The following is a 17,017-nucleotide window of genomic DNA, read 5'->3' on the forward strand; positions in this document are numbered from 1 at the left end:
ACAATAAATTACTTGAAGGATAGCGAAGAAACTCAATAAAACAATATTCATTGAAATAAAAAGGGATCCCTCTTTCCGTCGGGATGACAAAGGAGCTTCAATTGATACATTGAGGTAGAAATATGAACTAATTACAGCACATAGATAATGTCATCCTGAACGCAGTGAAGGATCTCAATGGAGCAACATTCCTACTATTAAAAAAAGATCCCTCTTACCGTCGGGATGACAAAGAAAAGCCAATTGTCCCTTCGAGCGGAGTCGAGAAGTCATTGTATTCCAATAAATAGCACTATCTAAAGTCCTTTTAATCCCTAAGACTTCTCCAAACTTTATGTAATTTCACTGCTAAATTGAATGCATGAACTTATCCTTCTGGGAACAACAGTCCTGGCTCTCTAATATAGATTATACTATTATTGGCAGCGGAATTGTCGGTCTTAATACAGCTCTCAGGCTTAGAGAAAAATTCCCAAAAGCCAATATTCTAATTTTAGAACGCGGATTCTTACCGAATGGAGCTAGTACAAAAAATGCTGGATTTGCTTGTTTTGGTAGCCTTTCAGAGATTTTGGACGATCTTAATTCTCATTCAGAAGAAGAAGTGGTACGACTGGTTCAAAAAAGGGTGGAAGGTTTGGCACTTCTGCGCAAAACCCTAGGTGATGCTGCTATAGAATATAAACCTTGGGGCGGATTTGAGCTTTTTACTCCAGCAGACAAACCCCTTTTGGAAGAGTGCCAATCTAAAATGGATTACGTAAATAAGCTACTTAATCCCATATTTAATGAGGATGTTTTTAGTACTGGCTCTAACAAATTCAATTTTAAAAGGATCGAGGATGCAGTGATCTTCAATAAATTTGAAGGACAGATAAACACTGGGAAAATGATGGAAGCCTTGCTTCAAATGGCACTTAAGGCAGGAATTAAGATTCTTAATAATATAACAGTTGAAGAGTTTTCAGAAGAAAATTCTTCAGTAATAATCAAGACTAATCAATTTGAGTTTTCTTCAAATAAACTTCTAATTGCTACCAATGGTTTTGCTTCTCAATTGGGACTAGAATCAGTAAAACCTGCGAGGGCACAGGTTCTTATTACTAAACCCATAGAAAACCTTGAAATTCAGGGAACTTTTCATTTAGATAAGGGTTATTATTATTTTAGAAATATAGATAAGCGTATCTTGCTTGGAGGTGGAAGAAATCTGGATATTTTAACTGAAGAAACTACCATTCTGGGGGAAACAACACTTATTCAAAATAAATTAGAGAGCCTTTTACGAGAGACTATTTTACCTAATATTAATTTTGAAATAGACAGACGTTGGAGTGGAATTATGGGAGTAGGAATTCAAAAGAAACCAATTGTAAAGCAGCTTTCTAACAATACGTTTTGCGGAGTAAGGTTAGGAGGGATGGGCGTGGCTATCGGCAGTTTAGTTGGTAGAGAATTGGCAGATCTAATTCCTAATTAACTCATATTATTATTAGACTTTTTGCTAATCTAAAACCTAATTTTCAAACCTTTTACCTCCATAAGATTGAAGGAGGTTGTTGACATTAAAATATAATATGAAGAAATTTTTCAGGTTCCTTTTAAAGCTCATTCTTAGTTTAATTGCGTTTAGTATTTTCATGGTGGTACTTTATAAATGGGTTCCAGTTCCTGCAACTCCGCTAATGGTAATTAGGTATTTTGAAAATCCAGAAGAACCCATTAAACATGACTGGGTTTCTTACAATGAGATTTCAGGATATTTACCTCTTGCAGTACTTTCTAGTGAGGATCAGAACTTTTTAAATCATTCTGGATTTGACATGAAAGCCATAGAAAAAGCGATTGAAAATAATAATAAGGGTAAACGTGTGCGCGGTGCAAGTACGATCTCCCAACAAACTGCAAAAAACGTATTCCTGTGGCCTCAGAGAAATTGGTTTAGAAAAGGAATGGAAGCTTATTTCACCCTGCTAATAGAGACGATGTGGAGCAAACAGCGAATTATGGAAGTGTATTTGAATAGTATTGAAATGGGTCAAGGCATTTATGGAGCGGAAGCTGCTTCCCAACACTGGTTTAAAAAACCTGCATCAAAATTGAATGCATATGAAGCTGCCGCTATTGCAGCAGTATTACCGAATCCAAGAGTGTATAGAGCCAATCCCGCAAGTAGTTATATCGCTCAACGAAAAAGTTGGATCGTGAGGCAAATGCGAAATTATGGACCCTTCAGTATTAAAAATTAAGATGAAAGAGGAACTTTATAAAAAGGGCGAAAGCTATTTGGAAGAAAAGATAGCCAGGATCTCCCATTCAATTTTAGATTTAGAAGCCGCTTTGACCAATGAGTCTAAAAGCAGTGCTGGCGATAAATATGAAACTAGTAGAGAGATGATCAATATAGAAATCCACAAGCTCTCTACACAACTGCAACAGTTTCAACAATTACAGGTTACTCTAGAAGTCTCAAAGCGAAACACACATTCTGAAGTAGTGAAGCTTGGAAGCTTAGTAGAAGCTTCCAATGCTATTTATTTTATCTGTATTCCAATTGGGGAAGTGGTATTAGACGATAAAAAGGCATATGTAATAGGTGCAGGGTCTCCTATCGCTCAGGCATTAATTGGTAAATCTATAGGAGATTCATTCAATTTTAATGCTATTTCTGGAACTATTGTTTCTATCAATTAGTTACGGACTCTAGATGTAATTAGGTTCTTATCCACAGCTATAAACACCTCTCTTCCTACTACCAGTTCCTCGTCATTTTCAAAATAGATAACCTGATTTTTTAGGGATGCTTTTATAAGAAAATCACTTCCTTTAAAATAAGAGGCAAGCACCTCAACTTTTATCTCTGAAGTATTAACCTGTTTTATTTCATGTGGATATAGCAAAATCAGTTTTCTGCTTGTTTCTTTAGGTAAGATCGACTTCAATATCACTTCATTAATATCTCCAAAAAGTGATGCGATGTATTTGTTTGGCGGATTGTTATACAGCTCCTGAGGAGTTTCATTTGCGTAGATTTTTCCATTTTTGAGCACAATGGTTTTATCTGCAAAAGACAGGGCATCTGTGCTGTCGTGGGTAGCTATAATGCAGGTGATCTTATTTTCTTTTAAATAAGCAAATAGTTTACGCCTTAGATTATTCTTTCTAAAGTGGTCTATATGGCTAAACGGTTCATCCAATAATAATAATTCGGGAGTATTAGCAAGAGCTCTCGCCAATGCTACTCTTTGCTGCTGTCCGCCGCTTAAATTTCCCGCTTTTATATCGGCAAGCGCGGTCATTTCTACAACGTCTAGAAGCTCCATGACCCGTTTCTTTTTCTTTCGGGGATATGCATTGCTCAAGTGTTTTCCAACATTTTCTGCCACAGTGAGAGGAGGCATTAAGTCGAAATCTTGAGCTAAATATTTAATAAAGGGCTCTCCCGGAACTAAATTATGCTGCGGACCTTTTAATTCTTTCTCATTCCAAGAAACAAAGCCATCGGTATGATGAAGTCCGTAAATCAATTGAAGCAAGGTGCTTTTCCCACATCCACTTTCCCCGATGAGGGAAACGTGATCTCCTTTAGCAATTTGTAATGTGATCTTCTTTAATACTAGTTTTTCATTGTAACCAAAAGAGACTTTTTTTAATTTCAACATATTTCGCAGCTGGTTTCTAATAAATAACAAGGTCGGAAATATATGATATCTCCGACCTTATTAAAATTATAAATTTAGATTGATTATCCTTTTACCTTATCACTCACTTTTTCAGGTAAAACCTCAAAGCCCATATTAAAAAGGGTGAAAGCAAAAATATCTGCGTATTCATCTATGATCATTGCAGTCGGTTTCCCGGCACCATGACCAGCTTTAGTTTCAATTCTAATAAGAACTGGATTGTTTCCAGCTTGCTTTTCTTGTAATTCTGCAGCAAATTTAAAGGAATGTGCAGGTACTACACGATCGTCATGATCTCCGGTAGTAACCATAGTTGCAGGATATTTAACCCCACTTTTCACGTTTTGCACAGGAGAATATGCATATAGATAATCAAACATTTCTTTGTTATCTTCAGAAGTACCATAATCATAAGCCCATCCTGCTCCTGCAGTAAAGGTGTGATAACGCAACATATCCATAACTCCAACTGCTGGCAATGCTACTTTCATTAGCTCAGGACGCTGAGTCATTGTTGCACCAACCAATAGTCCTCCGTTCGAACCACCGCGAATAGCTAGATAATCACTAGAAGTATATTTTTCTTTGATTAGGAATTCTGCAGCCGCAATAAAGTCGTCAAAGACATTTTGTTTTTTCAACTTGATCCCTGCATCATGCCATTCTTTCCCATATTCTCCTCCACCACGCAAGTTTGGAACTGCATAAACGCCACCTTGTTCCATCCATACTGCATTTGCAATGCTAAATGAAGGCGTTAAACTAATATTGAAACCTCCATAACCATAAAGAATAGTTGGGTTCTTTCCGTTCAGCTTTATTCCCTTTTTATGAGTAATGATCATTGGAACCTTTGTTCCATCTTTAGAATTAAAGAAAACCTGCTTACTTTCGTAATCCTCTGGATTAAAATCTATAGTTGGTTTATTATATAATTCTGAAGTCCCTTTCTCGATATCATATTTATAAATACTTCCAGGTGTCACATAATTGGTAAAAGAATAATACAAATAATCTTTCTCTTTTTTAGTGCTAAAACCACCAACAGACCCAACTCCTGGTAATTCTACTTCTCTCACTAATTTCCCATTATAATCATATTGCTTAACCTTAGAAACCGCATCTACCATATATTCTGTAAAGAAATATCCACCACCCGTAGAAGGAGTTAGAACATTCTTTGTTTCTGGAACAAAATCTTTCCAATTCTCAGAGCTTGGATTAGATGCATCTACAGTAATTATTTTCTGATTGGGTGCATTTAGGTTAGTAACAATAAATAATTTGCTTCCGTCATTTTCTATCACGTAACTATCTGTATCTTCATTACCAATTAGCGTAACCAATTCTAGATTTGGTTTGGTGAGATCCATCATAAATAATTTTCCACCTGAAGTTGAATTCCTTGCAGAAATAAACAAATAATTATTATCCTCTGTTACAGATCCACCAACATATCTATGTTTTTGTGCTTCTGTTCCTCCAAATACAAGTTTATCATCACTTTGCTTGGTTCCAAGTTTATGATAAAAAAGCCTGTGCTGATCTGTTTTTGCTGAAAGCTCACTACCCTTGGGTTTTTCATAGCTAGAATAATAAAATCCTTCATTTCCTTTCCAAGAAACTCCACTAAATTTCACATCTATAAGAGTGTCTTCTATTACTTTTTTAGCTTCAGTATCCATTAGGATCACTTTTCTCCAATCACTTCCGCCTTCAGAAATACTATAAGCGGCCATTTTTCCATCTTCAGAAAAACTTAATCCGCCAAGAGAGGTAGTTCCATCCTTGCTGAATTTATTGGGATCTAAAAATAATTCTGATTCTTCAGAATCCCCTTTTTTACGATAAATCACATATTGATTTTGTAGACCGTCATTTTTATAGAAATAATCGTAATCTCCTTCAGTAAAAGGTGCTCCTAATTTCTCGTAATTCCAAAGTTCTGTTAATCTATTATTGAGCTCCTTTCTATATGGGATTTTGGCTAAATAGTCATAAGTAACTTCGTTCTCTGCTTTTACCCAATCCTCCGTTTCTTTACTTCTGTCATCCTCTAACCAACGGTAGGGATCTTTAACTTCAGTTCCGAAATAATTAGTAACGGTATCTACTTTTTTAGTGTCAGGATATTTCAATACTTCTGCTTGTTCTGGTTTGGAATCTTCTTTACAGGAAAAAAGACTTCCTACTGCAATAATTCCGATTAATAGTTTTTTCATAGTGACTTAAGATGTTTATAAGACATAGGTATTAATTAGTACCCATAAGTTACATTTTATAAAACATTTAGGCTAAATTATGCAGGCAATAGACCGTTATTAAGCATATATTCTGCTATTTGTACAGCGTTGGTAGCAGCTCCTTTTCTCAAGTTATCTGCAACTATCCACATATTTAAAGTGTTTGGCTGTGAATAATCACGCCTAATTCTTCCCACAAAAACATCATCTTTCCCTTCAGCATATATTGGCATTGGGTACGTGTTTACTGCGGTATTATCCTGAACTGTTACTCCGGGAAAATCACTTAGTAGCTTTCTTACATCATGTTCTTCAAAGTCATTTTCAAATTCGATATTTACAGATTCACTATGTCCGCCCACAACGGGAATTCTAATAGCAGTAGCCGAAACCATTACAGAATCGTCTCCTAAGATCTTTTTGGTCTCATTAGAAAGCTTCATTTCCTCCTTGGTATATCCATTATCTGTAAACACATCACAATGAGGAATTGCGTTTTTGTGAATTGGGTAAGGATAAGCCATTTCACCTTTTTCATTATTATATTCATTCTCTAGTTGTTGCACTGCTTTTACACCAGTTCCAGTAATAGACTGGTAGGTGGAAACAACAACTCTTTTTATTTTATATGTATCGTGTAATGGCTTTAATGCCATTAAGAGCTGAATTGTAGAGCAATTTGGATTTGCAATAATTAGATCTTCGGGCGTAAGTTCTGATGCATTGATCTCAGGAATTACTAGTTTCTTTAAAGGGTCCATTCTCCATGCAGAAGAATTATCGATCACCTTTGTGCCAACGGCAGCAAATCTTGGAGCCCACATTAAAGAAGTATCTCCTCCTGCTGAAAAAAGTGCAAGATCTGGTTTTAGACTTACCGCCTCTTCCATACCAATCACTTTAAATGATTTGTTGTTGAATTGAATACTGTTTCCTACAGATTTTTCTGAAGCCACCGGATATAATTCGGAGATCTGGAAGTTCCTTTCTGCTAAAACTTTTAAAATTACTTGTCCAACCATTCCGGTTGCACCAACTACTGCTACTCTCATGCTTTTATATAATTGAATTAGAGAAGGCTTAACCTTCTGGAAATGCTGTTTTTAAAATCTTTGCAAATGTATTATACAAAAAAATATCTAAATAATTTGAAACCATTAATTTAAGCGCTTTCTGCGGAATTAAACACATTTTTAAATTTAGTTAAAAAAAGAACCCTCCACATAGTGAAGGGTTTAAGTTTATAATATATAGTATAGCGGTGATCGAGCTACGTTTTATTTGAAATACAGTTCTTTAAAATATTGAAATCTTCTCCCATTATAAACCATTTTCCAGATATCAGCTTTATCAATAATCCCTTTACTGGAAAGTCTTAAGCCATCTATATAGGTTCTGTATATCAAAGAATAAGCAAATATTAGAATCATGAAAAGCCAGGAGTTTAGATAATTCATTTTCATTAAATACAATAACATTGCTAAAGGCGATAAAATTGCTAGATAGTAAAAATAAATATTCCTCATTTTAAGAATTTTGCTTTTTCAACTCATCTCTAATCTCAATCAACAATTCTTCTTGAGTAGGTCCAGAAGGTGCAGGAGCAGCTTCTTCTTCCTTCTTTTTAGTTTTTTCATAAGCTCTTAAGAACAAGAACACAAAAAGACCAACTAATATAAAATAGATAATTGCCTGAATAAGATTTCCGTAAGTTAGCACCGCAGCTTCTGCTTCTTGTGCTGCCTCTAAAGTGGCATATTTTTGTCCATCTAGAGAAATGAATTTCTGAGTAAAATCTGTTCCTCCAGTTAATACTCCAATTACAGGCATAAAAATATCTGCTACTACAGAGGAAATGACTTTATTAAATGCAGCTCCAATAACTACAGCAGTTGCTAATGTTACGATATCCTTTTTTAATAAAAAGGCTTTAAAATCAGAAAAAAACGACATAAATGTTAGGGTTTTTGGTTAGTAAACACAATTTACAGAAAAATATGAATAGTAAAAGCTATTCCTCTATTATTACTCTCTTAACACGTTGAGATATTCCAGTAATTAATTCATACGAAATTGTATTTCCTTTAGCTGCGAATTGAGTAGGGTGTTGAGGACCCCCAAAAATAATTACTTCATCCCCTTCTTTGCAATCTATTCCGGTAATATCTATCATCAACATATCCATACACACATTTCCAATAATGGGTGCATATTGATTATTTATAAAAACTCCTCCACGACCATTTCCATATTGTCTATTAATACCATCGGCATGACCAATGGGTAATGTTGCGGTCATAGTTTTTTCTGTGGCTGTGAAAGCCCTGTTGTATCCTACACTTTCACCAGAAGCAAGTTCATGGATCTGTGAAATAATGGTTTTTAATGTGCCTATTGGTCTTAGCTTCTTATCAATCTTTTCATCATTTCCGAATCCATAAAGTCCAATTCCACTCCTAACCATATCAAAAGCAGCTTCAGGATAATTAATTATTGCAGAAGTGTTACTTATATGAAGGAAAGGTCTATAATTTAGAAATTCAAATAATCTAAAAGCCATTTTTCTGAATTTCCCCAATTGTTGCAGTGTGAATTCTCGCTCTCTCCAATCTTCACTGGCCGCAAGATGTGAAAAGATAGATTTCACCTTAACAGCATCAGATTTCCCTAGGTATTCAAAAATTGTATTTATTTCAGGATCTATAAACCCAAGTCTATTTAATCCCGTATTTAATTTTAAATGAATGGGATAATTTTTAAGTCCGAGTTTTTCGGCTGTTTTAATAAATTCTCTAAGAACAAACACACTATAAATGCTTGGTTCCAAACAGCTTTCTATAATTTCTTCAAAATTTATAGATTGCGGGTGCAGCACCAAAATAGATTCAGTAATGCCTGCATCTCTAAGTGCCACGCCTTCTTTAGTATAGGCTACTGCAAAATAATCTACACCTAATTCACTTAGTTTTTTAGCAATTTCAGAAGATTCACTCCCATATCCAAATGCTTTTACAACACCCATTAGTTTAACACCTTTGGCCAATTTAGAGCTCAGGTATTTGTAATTATGGGCAAGTGCACCTAGATCTATCTCTAGAGTAGTTTCATGAACGCTAGACATTAAGTAGATTTTTTTCCCGGGTTAATTGTTTCTGCATCATTTACAGAATAATGTTTCACCCTTTCTTTGAGCATAGCTTTAAAATAAGCGGCTCGGCTTAAGGGTTCGTATTCTTCATTTTCTCCCAAGAATACTAAATCATCATTAACCGCTTTTCTATAACTAAATTGAGCGAGATTACCAGTTCTTGTACATACCGCGTGTACCTTAGTAACATATTCTGCTGTCGCCATAAGATTAGGCATTGGTCCAAATGGATTTCCTTTAAAATCCATATCCAATCCGGCAACGATTACCCGAATTCCGCTATTAGCGAGATCGTTGCAAACGGTCACTATTTCATCGTCAAAAAATTGAGCCTCATCTATTCCTACTACATCGCAGCCATCGGCCAAAATGCGAATATTTGCGGCAGATGGAACTGGAGTAGACCTAATTTCATTAGCATCGTGAGACACTACCATTTCTTCATGGTAACGTTTATCTATGGCAGGCTTAAAGATCTCTACCTTTTGTTTTGCAAAAGTGGCTCGTTTAAGTCGGCGAATCAATTCTTCGGTTTTTCCGGAAAACATAGATCCACATATAACTTCTATCCAGCCAAATTGCTCCTTGTGATTTACTGTATTTTCGAGAAACATTTTGTAATTTTCAGTGCAGTTTAGGATTTATACCTAATCGGCATAAAGTTGAAACAAATTTATTAAAAATACAACCGAGGTGGATGTTCGTTAAAGTAAATTTGTAAACCAATTAATACTTACTGAAGCTAAGATAAATTAAACTTGGTAGCATTATTGCACTTTATAGTATCTATCTTCTAAATAAAAATAATACTTGTAATGAAAAAGAAATTGGAATCTGAATTAAAAAATTTAGCAAACACTATACTTAATAATACATCTGGATCTTCTACTGCGCAATTAAAGCAATTAGCAAAAGAGCTTTATGAAAAATTGACCATAGTAACTTTTACTGAAGATAATTTATCCAAATTGGAAGAAATACAAGCTATTCCTACCGCTGTAAAGGAAGAAAAGATCTTACCACAGAAGGTTGCAGAATCTAGTAAAGATGACTACTTGCCAGATGGTACAGAATACAATGATACAGAAGCGATCACCGAGCTTAATACAGAAATGATCAAGGATATTGTTGCCCAAATGCCTCCAGAAACAGAGCATGTGGATAGTATGGTAGAAAATATAATCACCAAAAGTAGTAATGGGGTTCTACCCGAGGATTCTTCGAAATTTAAAAAGAACGATTTTAGGGACATAGGAGTAGATTATGATAATCTTCCAAGTTTTGAGCCTGTTAACAAACAGGAAAGTGAAAAGCCAAGATCTTTAAATGACCGACTTAAAAAAGGTATTAATATAGGCCTTAATGAACGTTTGTCTTTTATAAAACATTTATTTGATGGGCATACAAACGATTATAACAGAGTGATCTCTCAATTGAACACTTTTGATAAACTAGATGATGCGCATAAATTCATTCAGAAAGTCGTAAAGCCAGATTATAAGAACTGGGCAGGGAAAGAGGAGTACGAAAAGCGTTTTATGGCGCTTGTAGAAAATAAATTCAATCACTAGATCTTCCGAAGATTAAGTTCACTTAATTATGTCAAAATTATATTTGGTGCCAACACCTATTGGTAATCTGGAAGATATCACTCTTAGGGCAATTCGTGTTTTAAAAGAAGTAGATTTCATTCTTGCTGAAGATACACGAACCAGTGGAAAATTGCTAAAGCACTTCGAAATTAACACCCCAATGCAAAGCCACCATATGCACAACGAGCATAGAACGGTTGAAAACATTGTAAGACGAATTAAAAGTGGGGAAACCTTCGCCTTGATAAGTGACGCTGGAACTCCTGCTATAAGTGACCCGGGGTTTTTACTTACTAGAGCTTGTGTGCAAGAAGGAGTAGAAGTAGACTGTTTGCCAGGAGCAACAGCCTTTGTGCCTGCTTTAGTAAATAGCGGCTTTCCTAATGATAAATTTGTATTCGAAGGTTTTTTACCTCCCAAAAAAGGAAGGCAAACCAGATTTAAAATCCTGGCAGAGGAAACCAGAACTATTATATTTTATGAGTCTCCGCATAAATTGCTGAAAACTCTCACCAATTTTATGGAGTATTTTGGAGAAGAGAGATTGGTTTCTGTATCCAGAGAGATAACGAAAATGCACGAAGAAACAATCCGTGGTACAGCAAAGGAAGTTTTGGAATTTTATACTAATAAACCTCCTAAAGGCGAGATTGTAATTGTGGTTCAAGGTAAAGCCTAAATGCAAAATCTATTAGACAGCATAAGGCAATGTGAGGTTTGTATAAAACATTTACCACAAGGTGCTCGGCCAATTATTGAGGCTTCTAAAGACTCTAAGATTTTATTGATTAGTCAGGCTCCAGGCCGTGTTGTACATGAATCCGGAATTGCTTGGAACGACCAGAGCGGGAAGAAACTAAGAGAGTGGCTTGGAGTAGATGAAGATACTTTTTATAACACCTCAAATTTTGCTGTTTTACCTATGGCATTTTGTTATCCAGGCAAAGCAAAAACAGGAGATATACCTCCTAGAAAAGAATGCGCTCCGTTATGGCATGATCAGGTGTTTTCAGAACTGAATAACGTGAAACTGATTCTTTTAATAGGTTCTTATGCCTCCACCTATTATCTCCCAGAAGAAAATAACAAGTTGACAGATAAAGTAGCTGATTATAAAAAACATCTCCCTAGATTCTGGCCTTTACCCCATCCATCTCCTGTAAATAGGTTTTGGAGAATAAAAAATCCGTGGTTTGAAGAAACGGTGGTGCCAAAGCTTCAACAGATGGTTTCTGAGATATTATTTTAAAAAACTATTTTTCTAAAATTATACTTGAGAAACTCAGGTGAACACCGAATGCTCCCAACTTATAACTTTTAAAATAAATAAATGAGGTTGACCCTTTAAATAAGGCTATATTTAAGATTAGTCCTTTTACCTTTGTTAGCTTTCAATAAAAAACCATTATATGCGCTGGACGCTAAAGCCCAAACCCAATAGTGAAACTGTTAGTAAACTTGCTTCACAACTTGGAGTTGAAATTCCTGTTGCCTCATTACTTGTACAACGTGGAATAGAAACTTTTGAAGATGCCAAAAAATTCTTTAGACCTTCTTTAGAAGATTTACATGATCCTTTTTTAATGAAGGATATGGATAAAGCAATAGAAAGAATAGAACATGCCATTCAACAAGAGGAAAATATCATGGTCTTTGGAGATTATGATGTAGATGGAACCACTAGCGTTGCCTTGGTTTCTTCCTATCTAAAGACCTTTTATCCAAATGTGGTCTCCTATATCCCAGACAGATATGCGGAAGGTTATGGAGTTTCTTATATGGGAATTGACTTTGCTGCAGATAATGATATCTCTCTTATAATTGCTTTAGACTGCGGAATTAAAGCCATTGAAAAAGTAGCTTATGCTTCTGAAAAAAATATAGATTTCATTATTTGCGATCATCACAGACCGGGAGCAGAAATTCCCAAAGCTATAGCAGTTTTGGACCCGAAACGAGAGGATTGCGACTATCCATATAAAGAACTTTGTGGCTGTGGAGTTGGTTTTAAGTTATTACAAGCATGGACTATTAAGAATGATATCCCTTTAGATGTTCTTTTGCCATACTTAGACTTAGTAGCAACAGCCATAGGAGCAGACATCGTCCCAATAACTGGTGAGAACAGGATCTTGGCCTATCACGGACTTCACGTTATTAATGTGGCTCCAAGACCTGGATTTAAGGCGATTATAGCTCAAATAAAGAAAGAAACTCTCACTATTACTGATGTGGTTTTTATTCTTGCGCCAAGAATTAATGCCGCAGGAAGAATGAAGCACGGCCTTCATGCAGTGAATTTATTAGTGGAAGATGATTTAGAAGTTGCAAAACAATTTGCATCCGAAATTGAAGCTTATAATTCTGAAAGGCGGGATGCCGATAAAAGTATAACAGTTGAAGCCCTACAGCAAGTGGAGGACCTGGATGAAAAAGAGCGTTTTACAACAGTAGTGTATCAGGAAAACTGGCATAAAGGCGTTATTGGTATCGTGGCGAGTAGATTGATTGAAACCTATTATCGGCCAACTTTGGTGTTTACTAAAAGCGGAGAAAAGCTAGCAGCTTCTGCCAGATCTGTTAAAGGTTTTGATGTGTATAACGCCTTGGAAGCTTGTTCAGATCATATAGAGCAATTTGGAGGGCATATGTACGCTGCGGGATTAACTTTAGCTGAATCTCAGTATGATGGTTTCAAGAAAAAGTTTGAAGACGTTGTGTCTGGAAGTATTGAAAATTATATGCTAACCCCAGAAATAGCTATAGATGCTGAAATAAAATTAGCAGATATTACCCCGAAATTTAATAGAATATTGAAGCAATTTGAACCTCATGGACCGGGAAATATGTCGCCAGTATTTCTCAGTACAAATTTGAAAGACACAGGTTATGGAAAATGCGTCGGGGGAGATGATCTTCATTTAAAATGTGCTGTTAAACAGGGAAATACTAAGAGGCAGATAGGCGCAATTGGTTTTAATTTGGGGCCGAAAAAGGAACTTATTATGAATTCACAATCTTTTGATGCTGTTTATTCTATAGATGAGAATGATTGGAATGGAAATGTGAGTTTACAGTTAAAGTTGAAGGATATTAAGGCTTAAATGACTTCACTCCGGTCCACTAGCGTAGCGACTCGATTGTCATTCTGAAAGTAGTGAAACGGATTGAAGAATCTCTAAGGAACGGCAATAGCTTCACTAGAGATCCCTCCTCCCGATAGCAATCGGGTCGTCGGGATGACATCAGGGAGATTGATAAACTACCACCCTGTATTTTAATTTATAGACCCTGAAACTAGTTCAGGGTGACTATTCCGATTGTTAGAATTACCGTCATGCTGAAATTGTTTCAGCATCTTTAAGTGACATAAAAAATGTTCAAAACTAACTATGTAATTCCGAAAGTTGTTGAGACAATTTCACAAGAAATTATTGAAGCTTTATTTTTTATCCAATTTCTCAAGTCTCAACTTTTCTCCATCAAAAACGCCGAATGTATAATGGGAGATCCAATCTCCTAGGTTGATATATTTAGAAGTTTCGTTGAGGTCAATTTCCATTGGAAGGTGTCTATGGCCAAACACAAAATAATCGTAATGCTTGGATTCTAGTTTTTTTCTAGAATATTGAATCAGCCACTCTTTTTCTTCTCCTAAAAATTTTTGATCTTCTACTCCAGAAATCATCTTATTTTTTACTGATAAATGCTGCGCTAGTGGCACCCCAATATCTGGATGTAGCCATTTGTACATCCATTTTGAGAGCGGGTTGGTAAACACCTTTTTCATCCTTTTATATCCAACATCTCCAGGTCCTAATCCATCCCCGTGACCAATTAAGAATGTCTTGGAATTAAATTCGAATTCCTTTGGCTGATGATATACTGGGATGTTAAGTTCTTTTTCGAAATAGTCGTGCATCCAAAGATCATGGTTTCCCACAAAAAAATAAATTGGGATTCCGCTGTCTCTAATTTCGGCAAGTTTACCCAAGGTGCGCACAAATCCTTTTGGGACCACATGTTTATATTCGAACCAAAAATCGAAAAGATCTCCCAAGAGAAAAATTGCTGCCGCATCTTCTTTTATCTCATCCAGCCATTTTACAAACTTTGCTTCTCTAGGTTTGCTTTCCTCTTGAGTAGGTGCACCTAGATGATTATCGCTTGAAAAATATATTTTTTTGCCTTCCGGAATATTCATGTTTCGAGTTTGGACGTGTAAATATAAGTATTTTAGGAAAGGAGCAGAATTATTGAGTTTTAGTCCTTCAACTATCGGGCAGCAGGTTTGCGCAAGGGATGGCAGCGGCATCCCCCGATTTTTATCGGGGATATAGCGAACAGCCCGACCTTGCTTTTTAGCAAGGATGCGCCCTAAGAATTATCACTGGCATACCACTCCGCAAAAGAGGTATCTGTTTCCTGTAGCTTTAGTGAAAATAACTGGATTTGTGGAGGTAACTGGCTTTTGATCTTATTGGCGAAATCTATAACCATATTCTCACTGGTTGGTTGATATTCCACCAATATCACACTATGGTCTCTACTTTCCAACTCTCTGGCAAGCTCTATGTGCGGGGTATTCTTGTTAAAAACGGTAGCATGATCGAATTTATCTACGATCTCCGATTTCACGATCTTTTTTAGATCGCTAAAATCTATCACCATCCCATATTTTACATTACTTGTATCTGTAATTGGCGCTCCAATTACCGTTACGCTTAACTTATAACTATGGCCGTGAACATTCTTGCATTTCCCGTCGTAGCCATAAAGGGCGTGTCCGGTTTCAAAAGAAAATTGTTTGGTGATCCTAATCTTACTCATAACTACAATTTGATGCAAAGATACTAGATTTTCCTTCTAAAAGTTTTAGATACAATTAAAGCTTTCTAGTCTTATCTTTGTTTGGTTATATAGTGAGTAGACTTGATTAAAATCGCCAAACACTTATTAAAAAGGAAGCTGATGAATGAAACAGTAGAATTGTATGAGCAGCTAGAGTTCCAAGTGAATCCTCTTTACGAGCAAATTATTACAGATCTGGTTACAAAACAATACAGCATAATAGATGATTTTTTTAATATAGAAGAGGTTGGGAAATTACGATCTACCTTATTAAAAGAATATGAAGAAGATAATTTTAAGAAAGCTGCGATAGGTAACAGGATAAATGAGGTGATTGAAAAATCGGTTCGCGGAGATTTTATTCTTTGGCTTAATGAGGCTAATGCTGGTGAGAATGAAAAGATATTCTTTGATAAGATTAATCCTTTTATCACCTATTTGAACAAGACCTGCTTTTTAGGAATTCTTTTTAAAGAATTCCACTATGCTTTATATCCTACAGGGACTTTTTATAAAAGGCATTTAGACACTTTTCAAAATGACGACAGGCGCAAGCTCTCTTTGGTTTGCTATTTAAATGATGAAGATTGGAAACCTGAAAACGGTGGAGAATTAGTGATCTATAAAGATGAAGATGGGGTAGAAAAACCAATAACTATTTATCCTTTTCCTGGAAGAGTAGTGGTGTTTGAAAGTCAGATCTTAGAGCATGAAGTAAAACCAGTAAATACTATGCGATTAAGTATTACCGGATGGTTGAAAACGCGTTAGTTATTTTTTTAATTTCTTATACAGGAAAACGCCGATAAGGGCTAAAGCGATAAGTATCCAAAATCCCATTCCGCTTAGAAATGAAAAAACATCGTAAGTAGTTTCACTTACAGGCACTTCATTTTGTGTCATATCTAGTGTTTTTTCATATAATTTCTGGAATACAGGAAGATAGCCACAATTAAAAAGATGGCGAAGATATACCATTTATTCTCTAAGAGGAATTCCCAAATGGTAAAGCCCCATTCCTGTTCTGGTGTTGGTTGTTTGTCTTTTGGAATTCCAATTTGTAATAACATAGTTTTAATTTTATAGAAATATACTCATTATATCAATTAAATGATGCTATTTCTTGAATTTTGACAGGGCATTCTTAGTAAACTCCGATAGGACCAATTCCCCAGAAACTGCAGCTCGGGATATCAATAATTTATCCCAATGTGAAGTATTCTCCCAAAGTACTCTTTTCATTTCTTGAGTAGCCTGCGGATTGAAAGAAGCTATTTTTTCTGATAATAGTTGAATTTCCTTATCCAAGTCAGATATAGACTCGAAGACCTTTGCATACAATCCTTTTTCTTGAGCCCAATAGGCATTCTTCCATTCATATGCAGCAAGACTTAATTCAGATAAAGCTGCTAATCCAATTTTACGTTCCACTGCAGGAGCAATAACAAAAGGACCAATTCCGATAGTTAGTTCAGATAGTTTTATGGCAGCAGCCTCTGT

General features: G+C 35.8%; 20 protein-coding genes. 8 read left to right on the forward strand and 12 right to left on the reverse strand.

Features of this window, described 5'->3' with window-relative positions; genetic code table 11:
• Positions 1-361: 361 nt before the first annotated feature.
• From I130_RS11465 to I130_RS11475, 3 genes are all read left to right on the forward strand, one after another.
• Positions 362-1,480, forward strand: coding sequence for an NAD(P)/FAD-dependent oxidoreductase (locus I130_RS11465; protein ID WP_034923166.1), 1,119 nt, complete (start codon positions 362-364; stop codon positions 1,478-1,480).
• Positions 1,481-1,577: 97 nt separating this feature from the next.
• Positions 1,578-2,249, forward strand: coding sequence for a monofunctional biosynthetic peptidoglycan transglycosylase (gene mtgA / locus I130_RS11470; protein ID WP_034923168.1), 672 nt, complete (start codon positions 1,578-1,580; stop codon positions 2,247-2,249).
• A 1-nt stretch (position 2,250) separates the two neighbouring features.
• Complete coding sequence (locus I130_RS11475; RefSeq protein WP_034923201.1) at positions 2,251-2,694, forward strand: GreA/GreB family elongation factor; 444 nt, start codon at positions 2,251-2,253, stop codon at positions 2,692-2,694.
• Here I130_RS11475 and I130_RS11480 read toward each other — a convergent pair.
• The 7 genes from I130_RS11480 to I130_RS11510 form a co-directional block, all read right to left on the reverse strand.
• Entirely contained in the window at positions 2,691-3,662 is a 972-nt protein-coding gene (locus I130_RS11480; RefSeq protein ID WP_034923170.1) for an ABC transporter ATP-binding protein, read from the reverse strand. The genes I130_RS11475 and I130_RS11480 overlap by 4 nt on opposite strands.
• Before the next feature lie 83 nt (positions 3,663-3,745).
• On the reverse strand, positions 3,746-5,905 hold the full coding sequence (locus I130_RS11485; RefSeq protein ID WP_034923172.1) for a prolyl oligopeptidase family serine peptidase: 2,160 nt from the start codon (positions 5,903-5,905) through the stop codon (positions 3,746-3,748).
• A gap of 77 nt (positions 5,906-5,982) precedes the next feature.
• On the reverse strand, positions 5,983-6,978 hold the full coding sequence (locus I130_RS11490) for an aspartate-semialdehyde dehydrogenase (RefSeq protein ID WP_034923174.1): 996 nt from the start codon (positions 6,976-6,978) through the stop codon (positions 5,983-5,985).
• 225 nt (positions 6,979-7,203) lie between these two features.
• Positions 7,204-7,452, reverse strand: a complete 249-nt coding sequence (locus tag I130_RS11495) for a hypothetical protein (protein ID WP_034923176.1) — start codon at positions 7,450-7,452, stop codon at positions 7,204-7,206.
• A 1-nt stretch (position 7,453) separates the two neighbouring features.
• A complete protein-coding gene (mscL, locus tag I130_RS11500; RefSeq protein ID WP_034923178.1) occupies positions 7,454-7,879 on the reverse strand; it encodes a large conductance mechanosensitive channel protein MscL in 426 nt (141 codons plus the stop codon).
• 58 nt (positions 7,880-7,937) lie between these two features.
• Positions 7,938-9,047, reverse strand: coding sequence for an alanine racemase (gene alr / locus I130_RS11505; protein WP_034923180.1), 1,110 nt, complete (start codon positions 9,045-9,047; stop codon positions 7,938-7,940).
• Positions 9,047-9,688 carry a thymidine kinase gene (locus tag I130_RS11510; protein WP_034923182.1) on the reverse strand — a complete coding sequence of 214 codons (642 nt, stop codon included), beginning with the start codon at positions 9,686-9,688 and terminating at the stop codon, positions 9,047-9,049. The genes alr and I130_RS11510 overlap by 1 nt, the downstream gene beginning before the upstream one ends.
• Before the next feature lie 201 nt (positions 9,689-9,889).
• Here I130_RS11510 and I130_RS11515 point away from each other — a divergent pair, with 201 nt between their 5' ends.
• The 4 genes from I130_RS11515 (at position 9,890) to recJ (ending at position 13,770) form a co-directional block, all read left to right on the forward strand.
• Positions 9,890-10,645: a hypothetical protein gene (locus I130_RS11515; RefSeq protein WP_034923184.1), complete on the forward strand. Its 756-nt coding sequence runs from the start codon at positions 9,890-9,892 to the stop codon at positions 10,643-10,645.
• A 28-nt stretch (positions 10,646-10,673) separates the two neighbouring features.
• Positions 10,674-11,345 (forward strand): 16S rRNA (cytidine(1402)-2'-O)-methyltransferase, encoded by a 672-nt coding sequence (gene rsmI, locus I130_RS11520; RefSeq protein WP_034923186.1) that lies wholly within the window; start codon positions 10,674-10,676, stop codon positions 11,343-11,345.
• Complete coding sequence (locus I130_RS11525) at positions 11,346-11,915, forward strand: uracil-DNA glycosylase family protein (RefSeq protein WP_034923188.1); 570 nt, start codon at positions 11,346-11,348, stop codon at positions 11,913-11,915.
• A 160-nt stretch (positions 11,916-12,075) separates the two neighbouring features.
• On the forward strand, positions 12,076-13,770 hold the full coding sequence (gene recJ / locus I130_RS11530) for a single-stranded-DNA-specific exonuclease RecJ (RefSeq protein ID WP_034923190.1): 1,695 nt from the start codon (positions 12,076-12,078) through the stop codon (positions 13,768-13,770).
• Between the two features lie 338 nt (positions 13,771-14,108).
• Here recJ and I130_RS11535 read toward each other — a convergent pair whose 3' ends face one another.
• Together I130_RS11535 and I130_RS11540 are read right to left on the reverse strand one after the other, a co-directional pair.
• Complete coding sequence (locus I130_RS11535) at positions 14,109-14,870, reverse strand: UDP-2,3-diacylglucosamine diphosphatase (protein ID WP_034923192.1); 762 nt, start codon at positions 14,868-14,870, stop codon at positions 14,109-14,111.
• 173 nt (positions 14,871-15,043) lie between these two features.
• The gene (locus I130_RS11540; protein WP_034923194.1) at positions 15,044-15,496 is read right to left on the reverse strand and encodes a 6-pyruvoyl trahydropterin synthase family protein; all 453 of its coding nucleotides are present in this window, start codon (positions 15,494-15,496) and stop codon (positions 15,044-15,046) included.
• 141 nt (positions 15,497-15,637) lie between these two features.
• Between I130_RS11540 and I130_RS11545 the strand changes: the two genes are divergently transcribed.
• A complete protein-coding gene (locus tag I130_RS11545) occupies positions 15,638-16,288 on the forward strand; it encodes a 2OG-Fe(II) oxygenase (RefSeq protein ID WP_034923195.1) in 651 nt (216 codons plus the stop codon).
• Here the strand turns inward: I130_RS11545 and I130_RS16900 are convergent, their stop codons facing one another.
• The 3 genes from I130_RS16900 to I130_RS16705 form a co-directional block, all read right to left on the reverse strand.
• Complete coding sequence (locus I130_RS16900; RefSeq protein ID WP_262489274.1) at positions 16,289-16,420, reverse strand: hypothetical protein; 132 nt, start codon at positions 16,418-16,420, stop codon at positions 16,289-16,291.
• Positions 16,421-16,422: 2 nt separating this feature from the next.
• Positions 16,423-16,587, reverse strand: a complete 165-nt coding sequence (locus tag I130_RS16700) for a hypothetical protein (RefSeq protein ID WP_198012051.1) — start codon at positions 16,585-16,587, stop codon at positions 16,423-16,425.
• Positions 16,588-16,633: 46 nt separating this feature from the next.
• The coding region (locus I130_RS16705) for an enoyl-CoA hydratase (RefSeq protein ID WP_034923199.1) at positions 16,634-17,017 on the reverse strand (384 nt) is incomplete at its 5' end.

The organism is Gillisia sp. CAL575 (assembly GCF_000403785.1).
GTDB lineage: Bacteria > Bacteroidota > Bacteroidia > Flavobacteriales > Flavobacteriaceae > Gillisia.